Genomic DNA, 21,126 nt, shown 5'->3' with positions numbered 1-21,126 from the left:
GAAAATTTAACAATACTGATGTCTTTGCATCATTTTTTAAACAACAAGTACATTAACTAATGAAGAGATTATTTATTTTCTTATTTGCTGTATTATGTAATACCTATGTATTTGCCAATGGCAATTCAGAATGGATTCGCTATGCAGCAATTTCGCCAGATGGGGAAAAAATTGTTTTCACCAACCGAGGAGATTTGTATCTGGTATCGAGTAAGGGTGGCGAAGCTCGCCCATTAACCTTCCATAAGGCACACGACTACATGCCTGTTTGGAGCCACGACGGAAGCAAAATTGCATTTGCATCTAACCGTTTTGGAAACTTTGATGTGTACATTATGGATGCCAATGGTGGTGAAGCTACACGTTTGACTTATCACTCGAACAACGAAGTTCCTTATACTTTTACTCGCGACAATAAAAACATCTTATTTGGCGGTATCCGTTTGGATGATGTAAATCACAGACAGTATCCACATCGTTCACAAACCGAATTGTATCAAGTTCCAGCAAATGGTGGTCGTGTAGATCAAGTTTTTACAATTCCTGCTGAAGATGTAAAAATCAGCAAAGATGGAAAGCAGATGATTTACCATGATGTAAAAGGTGGCGAAGATGAATTTCGCAAGCATCATGTTTCATCAGTTACCAGAGATATCTGGACTTATGATGTAGCAACTGACAAACACAAAATGATCAGCTCTTTTAATGGTGAGGACCGAAATCCTGTATACAGTGCTGATGAAAAAAGCATTTACTACTTAAGCGAAGAAAGCGGATGTTATAACGTACACAAAATGGATCTTGCTACGCCTGAGCAAAACACACAGATTACATCCTTCAAAATGCATCCTGTTCGTTACCTAAGCATGTCTAACAATGGAACACTTTGCTATACTCACAATGGTGAATTGTTTACCATGACCAATGGCAAACAAGAAAAAGTAAATGTAAATGTTCGTACTGAGGACAAAGCCAATAACGAGCAAATTATTTCGGTTAATGGCAATGTAAAAGAAATGGCTATTTCGCCTGACGGAAAAGAGGTTGCCTATATTGTTAGAGGCGAAGTATTTGTTTCGTCGGTTGAAGGTAAAATGACCAAAAGAATTACAACTACTCCTGCTCAGGAAAGATTTGTAAGCTTCTCTCCTGACGGAAAAAGCATTCTTTATGCAAGCGAAAGAAATGCAAAATGGGGAATCTACGCAAGTAAAAAAGTAAGCGATACTGAACCTTACTTCTATGCTTCAACTTTAATTAAAGAAGAACCTGTAATTGTTAATGACAACGACAATTATCAGCCTAAATACTCACCTAACGGCGAAGAAATTGCTTTTATTGAGAACAGAAGTTCATTGAAGGTATTTAATATCAAAAGCAAAAAGATCCGCACCATTATGAATGGTGATCACTTGTTTTATATGGGTGAAGGAGATCAGTATTTTACCTGGAGTCCTGATAGCAAGTGGTTGTTGGTTGATTACTCTCCTGTTATAGCAAATGGTGAAGTTGTAATCATTTCGGCAGATGGCAAACAGAAAATGATTAACCTTACTGAGAGTGGTTATGGCGATAGCTATGCAAAATGGGTGAACAAAGGAAAACAAATGTTGTGGTTTAGCGATCGTCACGGGTTGCGTTCGTATGCAAACAGTGGGTCACGCCAGATGGATGTGTATACCATGTTCTTTACCAAAGATGCATGGGATCGTTTCAACATGAGCAAGGATGACTATGCTCTTCTTAAAGAAATTGAAAAGAAGGAAAAAGAAGAGAAAGAAAAAGCTAAAAAAGAAGAAGAAAAGAAAGACAAGAAAAAGTCGAAAAAAGACAAGGATAAAAAGGAAGAGGTAAAAAAAGACAGCTTGTTAACTTTTGATTGGGATGGTATGAAAGATCGCAAGAAAAGATTAACCATTCACTCTTCTAAATTAAGCGATGCTATTCTTTCTAAAGATGGTGAGACTTTGTACTACATTGCAAAATTCGATAAAGAATATAGCATCTGGAGTACCAAACTACGTACTAAAGAAACCAAAAAATTGATACCGATTGGTTCGAGTGGAGGTAGCCTGATTTGGGACAAGGAAATGAAAAACCTGTTCCTTTTATCGGATGGAACCATGTCGAAAGTTGATTTGGCAGGAAAGTCAACCAAACCAATTTCAGTAAATAGCGAAATGATTCTTGATGTTGCTGCAGAACGTCAGCAAATGTTCGATCATGTTTATGCTCGAAACAAAGGCATGTTCTACATTTCAGATTACCATGGAGTTGATTGGGATGCTTTAAGAGATAACTATGAGCCTAAACTAAAATCGCTTAGTAACGATTTTGAATTTGCACAATTGCTTTCTGAAATGTTGGGTGAACTGAATGTTTCACACTCAGGTGCACGTTATTACGGAGGAATTTACAATGGTGACAAAACTGCTTCTTTAGGAATCTTTATCGATTACAAATACAAAGGAAATGGTATCAAAATTACTGAAATCATGAAAGATGGTCCATTGGATAAGAAAAAATTCAATGTAAAACCGGGTATGATTATCGAGCAGATTGATGGAGTTAAAATTGGTAATGATGTTGATTTTGCCAAGTTCTTAAATCGCAAAGCTGGTAAATTTACTGCTCTTCACATTTTCGATCCTTCTACTAAAAAATACCAGGACATTACAGTAAAACCTATTTCATTAGGTACCGAATCTGATTTAATCTACAAGCGTTGGGTTAAAAAGAATGAAGAGGAAGTTGACCGTTTGAGTAATGGTAAACTTGCCTATGTTCACATTCCAGGAATGAACGACGGTGCTTACCGTAACACTTACGAAAAAGTAATGGGTAAATACTACGATCGCGATGGTATCATTATCGATACTCGTTTTAATGGTGGTGGTGACTTGGTTGGTGACATTACCATGTTCTTAACTGGCGAAACCTTTATGGAATATGCCATTGAAGATCGTACAGTTGGTTACGAACCAGGTTACCGTTGGACCAAGCCATCTGTAGCTATGATTAATGAGTCAAACTATAGTGATGGTCACTGTTTCTCATGCGCTTACAAAGACCTTGGCATTGGTAAACTAATTGGTATGCCTGTTCCTGGAACTTGTAGCTTCGCTGGTTGGGAAATGCTTCAAAATGATCGCGTACTTTGGGGATCGATTCCTGTAAGTGCGAAAAACAAAGCAGGAGAATGGTTGGAAAACAATCAAACGGTTCCTGATATTCAGGTTAAAAACATGCCTGAAACCATTACCAAAGGTGAAGACGAACAGCTAGAAGCTGCCGTTAAAGCTTTAATGGAAGAATGTGCTGAATAAGCAATAACCATAAAGATAAAAGTAAAGCCGCTGAATGTTCAGCGGCTTTTTTTGTATGATAATATCTCTCATACTGTTAATAAATTACATTCTAAATAAGGAATAAAACACAAATAAAGACTTATTTGTCTTATTTAAAAACTATTTTTATCACGTCTAAATTAAATTAGACCCATAAAAAGAAGATTGAATAAGATGATTAAGAATTTTTCTGAGTACCTGAAAGAGTTTGAACAAACTCTTAAATCAGTATTTTACGAACGAGATGACATTAACAAATTCAGCTTGAATAGAGGTTTCCCTCCATTGGTAATGCGTGAGATAATGGCCAGTGCTCCTTTATCGGTTGCCATTCCTGAGAATTATGGAGGAAGAGGTGCTAAAGTGAAAGAATGCTTGGGCATACTCTCTTCTGCTGCTTATGAATCATTGCCATTGGCATTAACATTAGGCATTAATATCGCACTATTTCTTGAACCTGTAGCCAAATATGCCAACAACACGGTAAAGGGAGGCATCTTTAAGCGCTTTTTGGAAAAACAGCAAATGGGTGGTTTAATGATTACCGAACCTGATTTTGGTAGCGATGCCTTAAACATGCAAACTCATTATACCCAAAAAGACGATCTTTACCACATTAAAGGGACTAAGCATTGGCAAGGCTTAACGGGATTGGCAGATTTTTGGCTGATCACATCAAGGCAGAAACATGAGCAGGGCAAATTGGATCGTGATATCGATTTCTTTATTTGCGATGTAACTCAAAAAAACCAACAAGTTGTGGTCGAAGAATATTTCGACAACCTGGGATTATACATGATTCCTTATGGAACCAACAAACTTGATGTTCAAATTCCAAAGGAATATAAATTGACACCCGAAAGTACCGGAGTTAAAATGATGTTGGACATTTTGCACCGTAGCAGAATGCAATTCCCAGGCATGGGATTGGGCTTTATCAAACGATTAATGGATGAAGCAATTGATCAATGTAAAACCAGAATTGTTGGAGGAAAAAGTTTACTTTCATTTGATCAGGTACAGCACCAAATTTCGAAAATACAAAGTGCTTACACCATATGTTCCGCCCTTTGCGTAAGAAGTAGCGATAAAAGTGGATTGGAAAACAATTTGGCAAGCGATGGTGTTGAGGCCAATAGCATAAAAACCGTGGTTACCGATTTAATGCAGGAATCAGCTCAAACCTTGGTGCAATTATCTGGAGCGAAAGGTTACCGATTAAGTCATATTGGAGGACGAGGAATTGTCGACAGTCGTCCATTCCAGATATTCGAAGGAGCAAATGAAATGCTCTACACTCAAATTTCGGATATGATTCTGAAGTTAATGAAGAAGAAAAAAGAGAGCAATCTTTTCCAGTTCTTGAAAGATTTTAATCTAACAGAAAAAGCATCCGAATATTTCAAGAAGGAAATTAACTTTTCAATTGATTTTAACCTTCCACAGCGCAAACAAGTAGATTTGGGAAAAGCTTTAAGCAGAATTGTATCGGCTGGTTTCGTTTTAAATCTGGAAGAAAAAGGATTTAGAAAAGATTTAATTAGCAACTGCATTAACTCCTTACAACATGATATCAGTAATTTAATCAACTCCTTTCAAATCAACAAAGGAGTATCAAGCATTGAGGATTATCAGGACGGAAGCTCTTGGTTAGAAATGGCATAAAACCAAATATTAACTCAGAGAGGGTGTTCAACATTATCAAACATCCTCTCCATAGTTCTCCCTTCTATTTTTTCTTAATGATAACTTGCTATCCAGTAATTAGCCTCCTTTTCTAAAAGTAGCTAAGCTTAACTTTTTAATGATAGAGAAATCCGGAAGTGATATCCTGAATTTACTTCATACAACCTATAATTTACACTAAATTGTATACCAAAGTCTATTTTAACAAAAAGACAAACACACCTCAATTATTTTAGTTTATTATTTATTAAACTAAAATTACACCCCTACATCATCAATGTTTATATAACTTAAACTTGAAGCAATTACAAAACTATTTTCCATTTAATCTCTGGACATTCACATGATATAGTCGTAAATTGGGTTTTCTATTCTAGCATAACTGCCCCATGATTTATGCTCACTTTCTGTGCATAAATAAATCTTAACATCAGTAATTCTTAAATCCACTTACAAGTGATTTCGCATTTGAATTTATAAAGTGTATTTATTCACCAAAAATAGTTAAGACATGAAAATTAGTGATAGTCAAAAAAAGGAGTTACAAAATGCCATAAAAGGAGAGGTTTTAATTCCTGGCAATGACAAATACGAAGAATCCAGGCAATTATGGAATGCAATGTTCGATAAAAAGCCAGCAATAATTATCAGATGTCGCAATAAAAAAGACATCGCTCATGCAGTAAATTTTGGTCGTGACAACAATTTATTGATAGCGGTTAAAAGTGGCGGGCACAATTCAGCAGGAACTGGATCTTGCGATAATGGTCTAATGATTGATTTGTCACCCATGCAAAATGTTGAGGTGGATGCAGAGAATAACATTGTTAAGGCTGAAGCAGGTTGTTTACTTTCGACCATAGATGCCGCTACGCAAAAATATGGTTTGGCAGTTTCCTCAGGCATGATCTCTCATACTGGTGTAGGTGGGCTTACTCTTGGGGGTGGTTTTGGTTGGATTAGCAGAAAACATGGGTTTTCCATTGACAATCTTCTTTCTGCTGAAGTGATTACTGCCAAAGGAGAAATTGTGACTGCCAGTGCTTCCGAAAATCCTGACTTATTTTGGGCCATTCGAGGGGGTGGCGGAAATTTTGGTGTGATAAGTTCTTTTGTATTTAAGGCAGCTAAAATAGGCACCGAAGTCCTTTCAGGACCCATAGTAAAAAGTTTCGATGATTTGAAGGAGTACATGCAATTCCATCGCGAATTTGTACGAACATTACCCGACGAAATGACCATTAATATGGTTGTAAGGCACGCTCCTCCTCTCCCTTTCATCCCTGAAAAATATCATGGCAAACTGGTTTTGCTACTACCTTTTGTTTGGTTGGGAGATCCTGATGAAGGACAAAAAATTATTCAAAATGTACGTGATTGTACGGAAACCATTGGTGATGGATCGGGAATGTACCCTTGGGCTGGCTGGCAAACCGCATTCGATGAGCTAAACTCTCATGGCGCTCGCAACTATTGGAAGTCACACCACATTACCGACCTTTCTGATGGTTTCATCGATGCCATTATAGAATATGCATTAAAATTCCCTACAACGGAATGTGAAATGTTTATTCCACATATGGAAGGTGCACCAAGTAGAATAGATCCTGCTGCTACAGCATTCCCTCATCGAAAAACTCCTTTCCTTCTTAATATTCATACCCGATGGAGAGATAGCAGTGATGATGAAAAGTGCTTACAATGGGTTAATGATTTTCACAAAGCAACCGAAGCTTTTGCCAAAGGAGTTTACGTTAATTTCATAAGTACCGAGGGGGTCGACAGGGTTAAAGATGCATATACCGCCCCTATTTGGTATCGATTAACGGAGTGCAAAAACAAATGGGATCCTGATAATCTTTTTAGGATGAATCAAAATATAACTCCTTCGAATCATAAATAGTCAAATAATAATCTTTACAAGAACCATCCAAATTTGGATGGTTTTTTTTATGTATCAAATGATAAACGCTCACCTGCTTTTATTTAATTAACAGTAAAAATTTTCTATATTTGATAGACCTCTATTTTTTTATAGAACCAGAAAACATAACAACCCAATAATGAACCTTTAAAAAATACAAAGATGAAATTTAAAATTACAGTCCTACTAATCCTTTCCTTTCTAACTGTGTTTGGAACTTTTGCCCAACAGAAAAAAGTAATCAAGCCTGAAACCATTTATATCGTAGATAATGAGATTGTAAGCCCGGACTTTTTGAAAAAACTGAACCCTAATCACATTAAGGAAATGAAAATGAGCATATCGGGTGAAGAAAAAGAAGCTCTCGTAAAAAAGTTTGGCAAAACATTAGAAGATAACCAGATTGTTGTTTTGGTTATGAAAACTGAGGAAGAAATCAAAAACACCAAAGCCACCAAAACAATAACGCCTGAAGAGGCTGCAGAAATGATGCGCAAAAATGCCGAAGAGGGTGCTAAAAAAATAAAAGAATCTACCTTGATAAATAGCGGCGATATGGCCAAAGATTTCACCCTCGAAATGCTTGATGGATCAAAGCTTAAGTTATCAGATCTTAAAGGAAAAGTGATATTGATCAACTTTTGGGCAACCTGGTGTGCTCCGTGCATGAAAGAACTTTATGAATTTCCAGAAAGAATTATCGAACCATTTGCTGACAAGGATTTTGTATTGCTTGCTATTTCTCGTGGAGAAGAACCTGATGTAGTTCGTAAAAAAATGGATAAACTAAAAAGCAGAGGTGTGGAGTTCAATGCCGGATTAGATCCAAAAGAAGAAATCTTTAAGCTTTATGCTACCAACTTGATTCCTCGTAACTTTTTGGTCGATCAAAACGGGAAAGTAGTGTACTCCTCGGTTGGTTACAGCAATGAAAAATTGAACGAATTGGTGAAGAAGATTGAGGAATTATTGAAATAGAAATACAATCAAATGTCCATGCGACAATTGCAAGAAAATTTAAATTAATGAAAACAGGACTTCATAGAGGTCCTGTTTTTATTTTAACACCGCATTATTCGAAAACCCTACATGTTTACTGACCTTTAGGACTTTAATTTAACAGTATCTACCTGGTTACCCAACCAGGTAAAATAGGTTGGTAGACCTACTCAAGACACTACCCCAACCTACTACAAAAACTAAGCATATTGACTATCGGTATTCATCCATCCTCCTAATCACTATTAAATAACAATATAAAGTCTTTGTAAAGGGATTATTGTTTTGTAAATTGACAAGCGGAAACAAAATACGTTGTGCATACATACCTATATGGGGATATAAAATCACATTTTAATTCAGATATAATCGAAATAAACACAATTGTTTTATTTACAAGTTACCGCACATTTTTAAGAAAAAGTGTCGTAGTACAAATGAATAGATATCATATCTTAAGTATTATAATTAAGATATTAGCTAAATAAAAATTAGAAGTAGTTCAGTAAGAATTGGAAAAGTAAGAGTTGAGATAAAGTCATAATTTATTGAGTTGATACATGAGGGATCAAGATATATTTGATTACATAGATAGAAAAATAAGCGAAGCGGAATTACCGGGAATTAAATTGTTAAAGAAAGAAATAACAGGGCATGGCTTCTCGCTTTTCGAGTATGAATATAATGGAGTAAAGATTAATTTGGTGATTGATAGAGGATTTTTAGAAGGAGAAATCTATAAGAATGGGAATTATATCTCTCTATCTGAATTTAATCCATTACTGAGGGATTTAGAAAAGAATATTGAAAACGCTGATTTGATTGTTAATTATATTATTAGAAGTCGGGATGTGATTTTTAAATGAAAGTGATAAACAAAAAAACATGCGGTAACAAAAGTAAACGTTGCACAATTAAGTAATATTTGTAAAAAATAAGAACAAAGCCTTAAGAGTATGCGGATTTGCAAGCTTTTAAGGCTTTGTTTTTACTGTTGGTTCTGTTTGTGTTTTAAATTTTCAAGGCCTTAAAACAAGCTCAAGAGAGTCATGATAACTTCTCAAAGAAGAAAATAAGACAATGGCCTGTTTGGTCATTGTTTCAGCTGTTTTGCTCATGAATTTCATTAGTTTTTTAAGGTTATAGGCAGTAGCAGACATGTGCATTACCTTGTTGGCCTGTGCAATTCCAATGGTGTTGATTTTCCGAAGACCCATAAACTGGGTTAAGGTTCCAAAAACAGGTTCGACCGCAGATTGCCGTTTGCCTTTCATGTATCTGCCGAACTTGCTGCGAACCCTTTTGTTGTTACGCTCATACTCTTCTTTGTAAACAGTAATGGCGATCCTCTTTTCAAAACTCTTGCCAATACATTTTTGTTTTATCGGACAGTTTTTACAATCACTTCTTTTGGTCAGGTAATGATCCTGAAGAGAAAGACATATTGCTTCATTACAAATCCAAGACATGGTCTTGGATTTACATTGATACATTTAAATTGTACTTAAAAATTATAGCGAATCCCTGTTTGTACACCAATTGAGTATGGTTTATAATCATATTGTCTACTCCTGTTAATTGAGTTCAGGTAATATTTAAAACTAGGTTCAAGACCAATTCTAACTTTAGGACTTAACTGATACTCGAATCCCAAACCAAATAAGGAGCTGAAATTGGTAGTTCTTAAATTCTCTATTTCTCCAATCTTTCGTTTCGATCCTGAAGTCTGGTAAACACCATTCTCAACAATCCAGTTGGCACCGAAACCTCCACTTAAATAAACGCCCAATCTCTTTTGTGTTAAATTGTATCGTAACAAAATTGGCACCTCTATGGTTTCGAAGCTTTGCATCAAATCATCTGATGAGCTATAAGTAGAAGCTGCCAAATATTCAGCATTGGTTCTATCCTCTACACTTCCGACTGTATAATTGATTTTCCCAGCAGTTGTATGCGATGGCAGAAAGCTTCTCTCCTGTCTGTTAATTTCATTCGCTTCTCCTTCAGCAATCGGATCTGCAAATGCCATGTTCATTCTGGAACCTCCCATGTCCTGACCAACACGATTGTACATGAAACCAGTTTGTAAAGCCAGCTTCTCACCTAAAGCATAGTTCACTTTAACTCCTCCACCAAAACTAACAATCCCGCTATTTGCACTTGTAGCTGATTCTTCGTTAGAGTATGCCGAAGAAATTTGTCCAATAATGGCCCAGCGATTCTTTCTTAATTCATCCTTCTTGGATTGCTCCATTGCCAAAAGGTTATTCATAACAATCAAGTCTTCTGCACTTAATTGTATGGCTTCCGTTTTTTTAGCATTCTGATATTGCAAACTCTCAGGAATTTGGTTAGATGCATTGAGCAATTGTTTAATCCCTAAAGGAATGCTATTTAATAAAGATTCTTTCTCAAACTGGTTCTCTTTACTTGATAATTCTGGTTGAACGATATGCTTTGCAAAATTCGATGCGTTTTCTGCAATAAATACACCATTTCCTTTCTCTTCACCCTTTGCCTCATTCTTTTCACTCGTCTCACCCAATGTTTCTGGCTGATTTAATGGATTTGATGATGAAGAATTATCACTTAATTGCTCGATAGGAAAACCTCCCGGTTCAGAAATAAACAAGTCACGATTTGCAATTCCAAAAAACAACAGAACAGAAGCTGCCAAAGCAGCAGAAATAAAAAGGATTACCCCTCTCCTTTTTCTTCGAGCATCTGCCATCTTCTCACCAATTGCATTCCAGACTTCAGGATTTGGTTCAACGCTCATTCCTTTCAATCCATCGGCAAACAGACTATCGATATGTTTGTTCTCGTCTAGCATATTTTCAGCTTGTTCTCTTTTTCACTTAAATAATCATTCACTTTTTGCTTTAAAATTGCTCTTCCCCGAGCCAGGTTCGATTTCGAAGTCCCTACAGTAATATTCATTACCTCAGAAATCTCGTTGTGGGTGTATCCATCTAAAACATATAAACTAAACACCATTTGGTACCTATCAGGCAAGCCCTGAACCATCTGTAAAAGAACTTCCAATGGAATGTTCGTGTTTTGAATTGATTCTTCAGCTTCCGAATCGGGATCGGGTTCCCAAACCTCATCAACCACTTGCATATTTTTCGATTTGCGGAACTTTTCCAAAGCTGTATTAACCATTATTCTGCGAATCCAACCTTCAAAAGAACCTTTAAACTGATAAGATTTAATATTTTGAAAAACTTTAATAAATCCATCTTGCAAAGTATCTTCAGCTTCACTTAAATCATTGGAATACCGCAAACACACACCCAACATTTTGGGTGCAAACGCCCGATAAAGCAATTCTTGCGCTTTAGATTTACCTTTCGAGCATTCTTTTACTATTTGTTCTAATTCTCGGTTTTCCAAAGTGGTTAACGTCTTTTGCGATCCTGATTCATTAAATAGTTGTGTAAAGTGCGATAAGGTTGCGCTAAAATTACAACTTTTTTATCTGACATTTAAAATCCACTGAATTTAAAGCAAATAGAACCATCAAATTTTAAAAATGAAAAAATTAAAGCAACCATTTTAATGTTCCTTCATCATGCAAGTGTAAAAGCTTTTAAAGAGACATACCCGGGAGTTTTGTCTCAACAATTTATTAAATCAGAAAAATCAGGATTACTGATAAAAAATTAAAACAAATGAATAATTTAAAAACCATAGGGGCATTGCTAATTTTAGCAGTAAGTATTGTTGCATGTGACAGTAATGATTTCGACAACACACCAAGTCTACAGGCAATTGGTGATGTGTATGTAAGAGTTAAAAAAAGTGGTGATGACACAGTGTATGCACCGGTATTTTACACCTATTCAAATTTCTCGATGAGCAAAGTTGATGTAGAAGGTCCAACGGATAGCAATATTGAGAAAAACTTAAGCCAATACAATAACAAAATGGCTTTTAGAGCGGTTCCTACTGAAAATGATTTTACAACCGATGATGTAGAGAATGGAATTTATCAGTTTGACATTACCGCTGAAGATCTTGAAACCTATACCATTAGCGACAAATTACTGGAAGATAGACTTGAACCAGTTAAAATTACAGAGTTTAACTACGACAAAACATTACACTCTATCCAGATTGACTGGGAGGATGTAGAGGACAGAGATGTTTATGTAGTTAAAATTCATAATCAAATGGATGGAGAAATCATTTATGTTTCAGATCGATTGCTAGCATCAAATCATAGAGTAACTGCAGATGGTACTAACAACTGGTCTGATTTCACTACTGAAGAAGGTGCAACCTATGTAGTTGGGGTTTATGCCTACAAATTCGAACTTCCTTCTGCGGCATCAGGCTATGATATCAATTGTGAATCGGTTGAATACCGTGAGATTGAATGGTAATTGAAAATTCTTGATACTTGTGCAAGCAATTTACTTTGCCATTCTGGAAATTCAGAAATGTTAAAGGTATAAGCGACAAGCAGCAAACTCTCAAGAATACTTAAATGATTAAATAATCGCATAATCAATGCTGTGAGCTGTATGCTACAAAATAATTTTCAACGAAAAAACTCGCTCTCCTTTCGAAGAGCGAGTTTTATTTTAATCGCTAATAATTGAACCAGATGTTCGGTTTTTATGGAAATTAATACAAGGCTTAATCAAACTTGATGATTAAAACCCGATACCTAAAATTAGGTTTGCAGTCTCTGCTTGTGGGTTAATAGCAACTTTAGCCCAGGCATTTAATGAAAAACTCTCTGTAATTTTAATTTTTCTGGTAGCTGTAGCTCCGATATTTACAAAACCAAAACTCTCACCATAAACCTGATCTTCGAAAGCATTTAAACCTGCGAATAACGAAATCTTTTCTCCACCAATAGTTACTGGATATCCAAATTCAACGTAAGTTGAATAGTTTTGGTCACCATTCTCATCTAAATCGCGACCATAAAGCATAGTACTTACCGAAAGACTTAAAGGAAATTTCTCAGTAAAATAGAAGTTAAAACTTGCATCAATCAGGTGGTTTGTTGTAGCTCTATCCAAATCAAGATAGTTGTAATCATCAATAGAAGCTCTATCGCGGTTTGCAAATAAATCCCAAACTGCAATGTTAAAATGATCGTTAAACTTATATCCTACGTGAAAATCGAACTCTGAGTAGGTATTATCAAATCCATATCCACCCCAAGCTCCAAAAGTGAAGTTGTTGTTGGTATATGCAAGATCCATTTCGAAATTGGCTGTATTGCTTACCATGATACCTCTCCAGTAATGGCGGGTAGTTACCGATGGACTAACTGTTACTTTTCCTTGTGCATTTACGTTCATATTAGACGCAAATAGTATTATAAGAGTAAATAATACTGATAGTTTTAAAACTGATTTTTTCATTAGATTAATATTTTATGGGCTGTAGAGATCCAGAAGGTCTCGATTTCAAGATCTCCACAGGGTTAAAAATGTAGTAGTGTTATTTAATTCTGAGTGTTATGATTGTATCAATTATCCTAAAATTTTACATTTACCTAGCTTTGAAATCAAATCTTCGCTGATAACTAATAACTGATAACTGACTTACAAGCTCATGAATAAGAATGCTGCTACTGCTGCTCCTACGATAGGTGCAATAACTGGAACCAAAGAATATCCCCAGTCGCTACCACCTTTGTTATTCATAGGAAGAATAGCATGCATGATTCTAGGACCAAGATCTCTTGCAGGGTTAATTGCATAACCAGTAGTTCCACCTAAAGAAAGTCCAATAGCAACTACTAAAAGAGCAACAGGTAAAGCACCTAAAGTACCCAATCCAACCTTAGCTCCCTCAACACCCGCAGCTTCGAAAGAAGGACCTGCCAAATAGAAGATTACAAACATCAATACAAATGTTCCGATAATTTCGCTTATCGCATTACTACCGAAATTACGAATAGCAGGACCAGTTGAGAAGCAAGCTAACTTAGCTCCACCATCTTCAGTTGAGTTAAAGTGGTCGCGATACATTAGCCAAACAAGGAATGCTCCGAATGCCGCACCTGCCATTTGTGCAACGATAAAAAGACCTACCTTTGACCAAGCAAACATACCTGCTACAGCCAAACCTACTGTTACAGCTGGGTTAATATGTGCTCCAGAAATCGGACCTGCAACAGCTACTGCAGTAAATACTGCTAATCCCCATCCCATTGTGATTACAATCCAACCACTGTTATTTCCTTTGGTATTATTCAATACAACGTTTGCTACTACACCGTTACCTAATAATATCAGCAACATTGTTCCTATAAATTCTGCAATAAATTCACTCATGACTTTATGGTTTATTTAGTAATTGTTAATGTAAAGAATGCCGGAACTCACTCTCCTTCAGTTCTTCCTTCTCATTTCCGGCATTGGTTTAAAAATATTTAACCTGAGATCAATCCTATCAACCAATATCAGGTTATTAGATGTTGAAAATTAAGCTTCTGTATCCCAATTTTTCGAACGACCAAGGGCTTTATCCCAGCCTTTAATCAAGTTCTCAGATTTGTCCTTAGGCATTTCAGGCTCGAACTTGCGATCCATTGCCCACTGGCTTTTAATTTCGTCAACACTATCCCAATATCCAACTGCTAAACCTGCCAAGTATGCAGCACCTAGTGCAGTAGTTTCAAGAGTTTTCGGGCGGTAAACTGGTGCATCTAATACATCCGACTGGAATTGCATTAATAGGTTGTTAATTGCAGCACCTCCATCAACACGTAATTCCTTAATTTCGATTCCAGCATCAGCTTCCATAGCCTTTAATACGTCTCTGGTTTGGAAAGCGATACCTTCTAAAGCAGCTCTTGCGATGTGAGCAGAAGTAGATCCTCTTGTTAATCCAACAATTGTACCTCTGGCGTACTGATCCCAATGAGGAGCTCCTAAACCTGTAAGAGCAGGAACAAGAAATACACCACCATTATCTTCTACTGAACCAGCCAATTGTTCCACTTCTGGAGACGATTTGATAATTCCTAATCCATCGCGTAGCCATTGTACGATAGCTCCTCCCATGAAAATACTTCCTTCCAAACAGTAAGTAGTTTCACCATTAATTTGCCATCCAATGGTAGTTAATAAGTTGTTGTTTGATTTTACTGGAGTAGTTCCGGTATTGCAAAGCATGAAACATCCTGTTCCATAGGTATTCTTCACCGATCCTGGCTTAATACACATCTGACCGAAAGTAGCAGCTTGCTGGTCACCTGCAATACCAGAAATAGGTACCTCATGTGCGAAAAGAGTAGTTACTGTATGTCCGTATACTTCTGAAGAAGATTTAACTTCTGGAAGAATGCTGGCAGGAATGTCTAGAAGTTCCAACATGTCCTTATCCCACTCCAAAGTTTTGATGTTATAAAGTAAAGTTCTACTTGCGTTGGTTACATCTGTTACATGCACTTCCCCTTGAGTCAATTTCCAGATTAACCAGCTATCGATAGTACCAAATGCCAATTTACCAGCTTCCGCTTTTTCGCGAGCTCCTTCAACATTATCAAGAATCCACTTTACTTTAGTTCCTGAGAAGTAAGAATCGATAATCAAACCTGTTTTATCCTGAATCATATCGGCATGACCTTGTGCCTTTAATTCATCACAGTATTTAGATGTACGGCGATCTTGCCAAACGATTGCGTTGTAAATTGGTTCACTGGTTTCGCGATCCCAAACAACTGTTGTCTCTCTCTGGTTAGTGATACCAATCCCCGCAATGTTTTTACCGTTAGCTCCAGCCTGGGTAATTGCTTCAGCTGCTACACCTGCTTGTGTAGACCAAATCTCGTTCGCATCATGCTCTACCCATCCTGCTGAGGGAATATTTGGGTAAATTCCTTCTGTGCCACGCTCACCATCTCGCCTTTTTTATTGAAAACGATTGCTCTGGAACTTGTAGTTCCTTGGTCTAAAGCTAAAATAAACTTGTCTTCCATAATTCAATTAATTTGGGTTATTGTGTTATAAAAATTTGTGTCTTTCCGAGTACTCAATTCCAATAGCTTACATATTGTAAACGATTGCAATTTCATGATAAAAATTTTTAATCCTTCGGATTAAACGCACAAATCCATATTTATACAGATTTGATTAGGGTTTTAGGTAATATGTAACACATCACATTCAATAGAAAATGTAGGACTATGAGAGCAAGGCAATATCGTGCCAAAACTAACAAATTGATTAATAATATTGTAACAATTAATAAAATCAGTAGTTATAAATAACAGACTAAGAACTACCTTTAATAAAACCCTAGCTCAATTTGTCCTACATTTTTTTCATTTCAATATGTACTGGGCTGCCAAATCATTAAATTTCTTTATCTGATCATCCTCCCATTGTTTATCGTATCCAAGTTCTTTTGCCATTAACTCCGCAACTTTTGGAGCCATTCTAACACTTTCTTTTGCATCAAGAAGTAAAGCACGAGTTCTGCGAGATAAAACATCTTCTACTGTTCTGGCCATTTCATACCTTGCAGCCCAAACAACTTGTGCGTTCAATACTTTAAGCTCTTTGCTTAAATATTCATTCAGGCCATCTTCTTGATTTGCCAAATCCAAAATCTTCTCCTCATCCGAGCCATAGAAATACATCGGATTGCTTAAATCTGGATTTTCTTTATATCCGTGAATTCGTAAATTTCTTGTAACTGATTTTTTCTGCTCTAAACCGGCTGTTTTAGCAACAGTATTCATTACATCTTCAGCCATTTGGCGATAAGTTGTCCATTTCCCACCAGTTAAAGTTACCATGCCTGATTCAGACACAACAATCTTATGTCCTCTTGAAATCTCTTTGGTTTTTGCCCCTTCTTGGGTTGGAGCAGCCAGTGGTCTCAAGCCAGCAAATACACTTCTTACATCTGATCTTTTAGGTGGTTTTTCCAGGAATCTACCTGCAGTTTCCAATATAAAATCAACTTCCTCTTCCAACGCCTTCGGTTCCAATTCTGCTTTATCCTTGTGCACATCAGTTGTACCAACCACTACTTTGTTGTGCCATGGTACTGCGAATAATACACGTCCGTCACTTGTTTTTGGAATCATAACAGCATAATCGCCTGGAACAAATTCCTTATCTAATACCAAGTGAACACCTTGACTCACCTTTACGATATCTTTCGCTTTGGGTTCGTCCATTTTAATAATTTTATCAACAAAGACTCCAGTGGCATTTAAAATAGCCTTCCCTTCTATTGTGTAAGTCTCATTACTTTCCAGGTCTGTAGCCTTTACTGCAGTGATTTTACCATTGTTTTTCACTACTCCGGTAACTTTCATATAGTTGATAGCCACTCCTCCATTCTCCACAAATGTTTGGCACATGTTTATTGCCAATCTGGAATCATCAAACTGCCCATCATGATAAACTACTCCACCGCTAAGCTTTTCACTTTTAAGAGTTGGTATGTACTTAAGCGTTCTTTTCTTTGAAAATGGTAAAGATCTTCCATAACCTAACTTTCCAGCCATTAAATCATAGAGCGTTAAGCCTAAAGTATAATATGGAGTTCCCCACCAAGTATAATTTGGAATGATAAAAGATTGATCTTTTACCAAGTGAGGAGCATTTTTCTTTAATAGCCCTCTCTCACGTAAAGCTTCAAGAACCAAAGAAATATTTCCTTGAGCAAGATATCTTACGCCACCATGAACCAATTTTGTACTTCTGCTTGAAGTACCTTTAGCGAAATCATCTTGCTCAAGAAGTAAGGTTTTGTAACCACGTGTCGAAGACTCAATGGCTGCACCCAAACCAGATGCTCCTCCACCAACAATGATCACATCCCATTTCTGATTTGCACTCTTTACTTCTCTTAACATCTTTCCTCTATCCATGACTGTACAACCTATTGATTCTTCTACAATTCCTTTTCCCAATATTCCCAAATACTTCCTTTCGCTTCTTCTTCATCCTGAGTAACCTGTTCTTTTTGTCCAGACAAAATATCTAAGAAAAAAGAATAAAGGCGATCCCCCATTTTCATATCAAATCTTACTTCTTCCATAGTAGTATTAAAATATAAATCCGAATACATAGTACATTGTTTTACTATGTACCATTGTCAAAAAAAACGGAAGCATTCTTCCTATTCATTTAAGCAAGCTTAAAAAAGGATATTCCTATTCGAACTTGACACTTACAAAGCTAAATAAAATACTTAGTTATGCAAGGTGCTTTGCAAAGAAATAGTCTATATTAATTTAGTCTAAAATACAAAACCATCTCACAAACCCCATATTCACTGCCGAAGGCGCATTTTATTTTTTTTAAACGACAATTGTAAAAAAATAAAAAAGAGACCTATTCCATTTAGAAAGGGTCTCTTTTCCTTAAAAAAATCTATTTAAACAGGTCTGATATTGCCTTTGAATTTAAATTTGATAAAGGGAAACTTGCTTGCTTCTAGCTAAGCAAGTTTCGCTTATATAAAAGCAATCTCTTAAAAATTAACTTGAATTCTTCCTTTAAGAACTCCAATGTTTTTATCTAATGGGTGCTTCTGATTATCAACATCCATATAGTCATAATTCAAGCGGAACATTACATTAGAACTTAAGTAGTAATTTACAGCTAAGCTATAAGTATCAGCTTTTCCACCCTGAATACTCATGTTACCAGCTCCACCTAAAGCAGCATTTAAATCTGCAGGGCCATAAGCTCCGTTAAAATAAGTTCCATCAATATCATTCAAATCTGTATGATCGTAACGTACAAGAAATTCGAAAGCACCAGCTTTAGGTCTATTAATGTATGCTGTTGATGAATTATACTTGTAGTTATCTCCTAACAAAAATCCAGCTTGTACATAGTAAGCCTTAGTTTCGATATCACGAAGCTCACCATACCAATCAGGATAATCCTGAGGTTTTACTGGCCATGCATAAGTAACGTAGTATAAAGGACCATCTTTCATTAATCTTGACACATAATCATCATCACGAGTAACTTTAGCTTGAGTATATTCAGCCTGTAACATAAAAGGACCATTCAATGCTAAAGTCTGGAAATTAAATCTCATATCTGACTGTGCTCCATTCATTGTAGCATTTAAAAACTTGTGCTCAGGACCTGCTGCAAATTCAACTACACGGTTGTAATCATCATCGTTGAAGCTTTCGCTAAAACCATTAGCTTCAGGTTTTCTATAGGTAAAAGATCCACCTACCTGGAATACAAAATCATCATTTTGAATTGGAGTATAAGCAACTTTAGAAGTTGTAGAAAACCCTTGATCACCTTTATTGTTGTTATCAACTGTACCTGCAAAAATACCTGTTGATCCATAGAATTTTTGAGTATAATAAGTATATCCCAAACCAACTCCACGACCAATACCCATTGCTTGAGTTGTATTAGAAGCACCAATAAATCTTAGGTTTTTACTTGACTCTGCAGCTTCAATTCCAAATGGCTCAAAGAAGTTACCCACAGTAAAAGTACTGTTCTTTTTGTGGTGATATCTTAAGAATGCATCTTTAATTTTCACCTCATCATTACCAAAACCAACATTAATCTTAGCACTCCATTTTCCCCATCTTACACTTGTTCCAAATCGAATATCATTAATTGACACATCAGAACTTAAATCAGTAACATCATCAAAATAGTGAACACCATCCATGTAAATTCTACCATTAATACTTACCTGGTATTCTTTATCTGCAGAAGTCAATTTAATTCCTCCATTCGGATTTTCTACTGAGATTTTATTTTCCTGAGCATTTGCTCCTGAAGCTAACACTCCCGTTAATAAGGCAGCTATATATAATTTTTTAAACATATTACTTTTGTTTAATAATTTGTAAATAGAAATTGATTAGTATCCTAAAGCGTCTAATACCTCTTGAGCAGTACCAATTACTTCACGCTTCTGGTAATTCATAGAAAGGTCTGTTAGGTTAGTAAATCCACCATCGATAAACATATTTGAATTTACATCGTAATTAAAGTTTCCTTGTACAGTTCTATTTGGATCTTCGAAACGTGAAACACCACCGTAGAAGTAATCTCCATTATATTTTCTTAACTGATCTTCAGTATCGAATGAGTATGCATGAATAAGCATTCCTGCTCTGTGATACATTTCACACATCCAAGGTTCAGTAAGATCTGGGTATCCATTAGGCTTACCTTCGATTGAAGGACCGACAATATGACAATTGTATTCTACTGAAAAGTTGATAAATTCAGCCAAAGACTCAATTGTATTAGATGGTCTTACATATGAAGCACTTTCATCTTCCCATAATAACATACATTTTGGTACTCCTGGTAATTCTCTTTCAAGATTAACAATTGATTGTCTTGAAAAAGACTGTAAAATGAATCGTCCATTTGTGTTTGCTACGTCAACTTTTCCTGGTGTTGTTGGAATAGTTTTAGGAGAAGCAGTTACATTCCAACCTTCTGCAGTTAAGAATTTTGCCAAATCAGCTTCCATACCTGAGAATAGGTAAGGCTCTTTAGTCTCAGCATATACACCTGGACGGTTACCATTGTCCTGTGGATCAGCTTCGAATTCATAATATCCTGCCCACTCTCCAGCTTCAGTAAGTCTGGTCATATCTTTCACAGGCTCTCCATTCACATCTCTTTTAATTCTGTATCCTTCTGCAATTTTCATTACTTCTTCAAGAGTAGAAATTTTCTCTCCAACAAATGATTCTCTTGCATTTTCAGGTACCGCAACATTGAACCAAGCGCCTGCATCAAGTTTTCTCAACTCAGCCAAAGTAAAATAGCTTACTGGATAATCTTCTTTACCTGGGAAAACACTCTCAATATTTGATGTTCTTCTTAAGTTATCATCATGAAGAGCTAACAATACACCATCTTTTGTTCTTTGTAAGTCAATTTCAAGATAGTCAGCCCCCATATTTCTTGCCCAACGGAAAGCAGCTTCTGTCTCTTCAGGAGCCCAAAAAGTTGAACCTCTATGTGCAATTACAATATCATTCTTAACGTAATCTCTTACGACTTTAGCTTCAGCACTTAGCTCCTTTAATGGATAAGTTTTGTAGTAGTTAAATTCATTGTAATCTGGTGTATCATCTTCACACCCTGCTAAGCCTATAGAACATAAGGCCATCGCACCTAATATTAGGTTCTTAAAATTAAATTTTTCCATATTATTTAAATTTTGAAG

At 36.3% G+C, this 21,126-nt stretch carries 15 protein-coding genes and 1 pseudogene; 6 read left to right on the top strand and 10 right to left on the bottom strand.

Annotation, left to right across the window (positions count from 1 at the left end):
• Positions 1–59: 59 nt before the first annotated feature.
• The 5 genes from JCM15579_RS06505 (at position 60) to JCM15579_RS06485 (ending at position 8,822) form a co-directional block, all read left to right on the top strand.
• Positions 60–3,326 carry a S41 family peptidase gene (locus tag JCM15579_RS06505; protein WP_054717463.1) on the top strand — a complete coding sequence of 1,089 codons (3,267 nt, stop codon included), beginning with the start codon at positions 60–62 and terminating at the stop codon, positions 3,324–3,326.
• A gap of 195 nt (positions 3,327–3,521) precedes the next feature.
• Complete coding sequence (locus tag JCM15579_RS06500; RefSeq protein WP_054717460.1) at positions 3,522–5,012, top strand: acyl-CoA dehydrogenase family protein; 1,491 nt, start codon at positions 3,522–3,524, stop codon at positions 5,010–5,012.
• A gap of 532 nt (positions 5,013–5,544) precedes the next feature.
• Positions 5,545–6,936: an FAD-binding oxidoreductase gene (locus JCM15579_RS06495; RefSeq protein WP_054717458.1), complete on the top strand. Its 1,392-nt coding sequence runs from the start codon at positions 5,545–5,547 to the stop codon at positions 6,934–6,936.
• Positions 6,937–7,119: 183 nt separating this feature from the next.
• Entirely contained in the window at positions 7,120–7,935 is an 816-nt protein-coding gene (locus JCM15579_RS06490) for a TlpA family protein disulfide reductase (RefSeq protein WP_083464565.1), read from the top strand.
• 581 nt (positions 7,936–8,516) lie between these two features.
• Positions 8,517–8,822: a hypothetical protein gene (locus JCM15579_RS06485; RefSeq protein WP_054717454.1), complete on the top strand. Its 306-nt coding sequence runs from the start codon at positions 8,517–8,519 to the stop codon at positions 8,820–8,822.
• A 153-nt stretch (positions 8,823–8,975) separates the two neighbouring features.
• Here the strand turns inward: JCM15579_RS06485 and JCM15579_RS06480 are convergent, their stop codons facing one another.
• Genes JCM15579_RS06480 through JCM15579_RS06470 form a run of 3 tightly spaced genes read right to left on the bottom strand, consistent with a single transcriptional unit; the run spans position 8,976 to position 11,352 of the window.
• The gene (locus JCM15579_RS06480) at positions 8,976–9,425 is read right to left on the bottom strand and encodes a transposase (protein ID WP_054717451.1); all 450 of its coding nucleotides are present in this window, start codon (positions 9,423–9,425) and stop codon (positions 8,976–8,978) included.
• Positions 9,426–9,460: 35 nt separating this feature from the next.
• Positions 9,461–10,789: an outer membrane beta-barrel protein gene (locus JCM15579_RS06475; protein WP_054717448.1), complete on the bottom strand. Its 1,329-nt coding sequence runs from the start codon at positions 10,787–10,789 to the stop codon at positions 9,461–9,463.
• Positions 10,783–11,352, bottom strand: a complete 570-nt coding sequence (locus JCM15579_RS06470; RefSeq protein WP_054717445.1) for an RNA polymerase sigma factor — start codon at positions 11,350–11,352, stop codon at positions 10,783–10,785. The genes JCM15579_RS06475 and JCM15579_RS06470 overlap by 7 nt, the downstream gene beginning before the upstream one ends.
• A gap of 278 nt (positions 11,353–11,630) precedes the next feature.
• Here JCM15579_RS06470 and JCM15579_RS06465 point away from each other — a divergent pair, with 278 nt between their 5' ends.
• A complete protein-coding gene (locus JCM15579_RS06465; RefSeq protein WP_054717443.1) occupies positions 11,631–12,344 on the top strand; it encodes a hypothetical protein in 714 nt (237 codons plus the stop codon).
• A gap of 273 nt (positions 12,345–12,617) precedes the next feature.
• Here JCM15579_RS06465 and JCM15579_RS06460 read toward each other — a convergent pair whose 3' ends face one another.
• From JCM15579_RS06460 to JCM15579_RS06435, 7 genes and pseudogenes are all read right to left on the bottom strand, one after another.
• Positions 12,618–13,340: a TorF family putative porin gene (locus tag JCM15579_RS06460; protein ID WP_157471363.1), complete on the bottom strand. Its 723-nt coding sequence runs from the start codon at positions 13,338–13,340 to the stop codon at positions 12,618–12,620.
• Between the two features lie 183 nt (positions 13,341–13,523).
• A complete protein-coding gene (locus tag JCM15579_RS06455; RefSeq protein ID WP_054717440.1) occupies positions 13,524–14,258 on the bottom strand; it encodes an MIP/aquaporin family protein in 735 nt (244 codons plus the stop codon).
• Positions 14,259–14,408: 150 nt separating this feature from the next.
• Positions 14,409–15,907: pseudogene (gene glpK, locus JCM15579_RS06450) on the bottom strand (glycerol kinase GlpK).
• 345 nt (positions 15,908–16,252) lie between these two features.
• The gene (locus tag JCM15579_RS06445; protein ID WP_054717614.1) at positions 16,253–17,815 is read right to left on the bottom strand and encodes a glycerol-3-phosphate dehydrogenase/oxidase; all 1,563 of its coding nucleotides are present in this window, start codon (positions 17,813–17,815) and stop codon (positions 16,253–16,255) included.
• Positions 17,816–17,838: 23 nt separating this feature from the next.
• The gene (locus JCM15579_RS20165) at positions 17,839–18,015 is read right to left on the bottom strand and encodes a hypothetical protein (RefSeq protein WP_157471361.1); all 177 of its coding nucleotides are present in this window, start codon (positions 18,013–18,015) and stop codon (positions 17,839–17,841) included.
• Positions 18,016–18,420: 405 nt separating this feature from the next.
• Positions 18,421–19,761: an OprO/OprP family phosphate-selective porin gene (locus JCM15579_RS06440; protein WP_054717438.1), complete on the bottom strand. Its 1,341-nt coding sequence runs from the start codon at positions 19,759–19,761 to the stop codon at positions 18,421–18,423.
• A 36-nt stretch (positions 19,762–19,797) separates the two neighbouring features.
• On the bottom strand, positions 19,798–21,108 hold the full coding sequence (locus JCM15579_RS06435; RefSeq protein ID WP_054717436.1) for a glycerophosphodiester phosphodiesterase family protein: 1,311 nt from the start codon (positions 21,106–21,108) through the stop codon (positions 19,798–19,800).
• Positions 21,109–21,126 lie beyond the last annotated feature (18 nt).

This window comes from Marinifilum fragile JCM 15579 (assembly GCF_001310955.1).
Taxonomy (GTDB): domain Bacteria; phylum Bacteroidota; class Bacteroidia; order Bacteroidales; family Marinifilaceae; genus Marinifilum; species Marinifilum fragile.
Note: the sequence above shows the minus strand (reverse complement) of the source record. Positions and strands in the feature narration are given on the sequence as shown.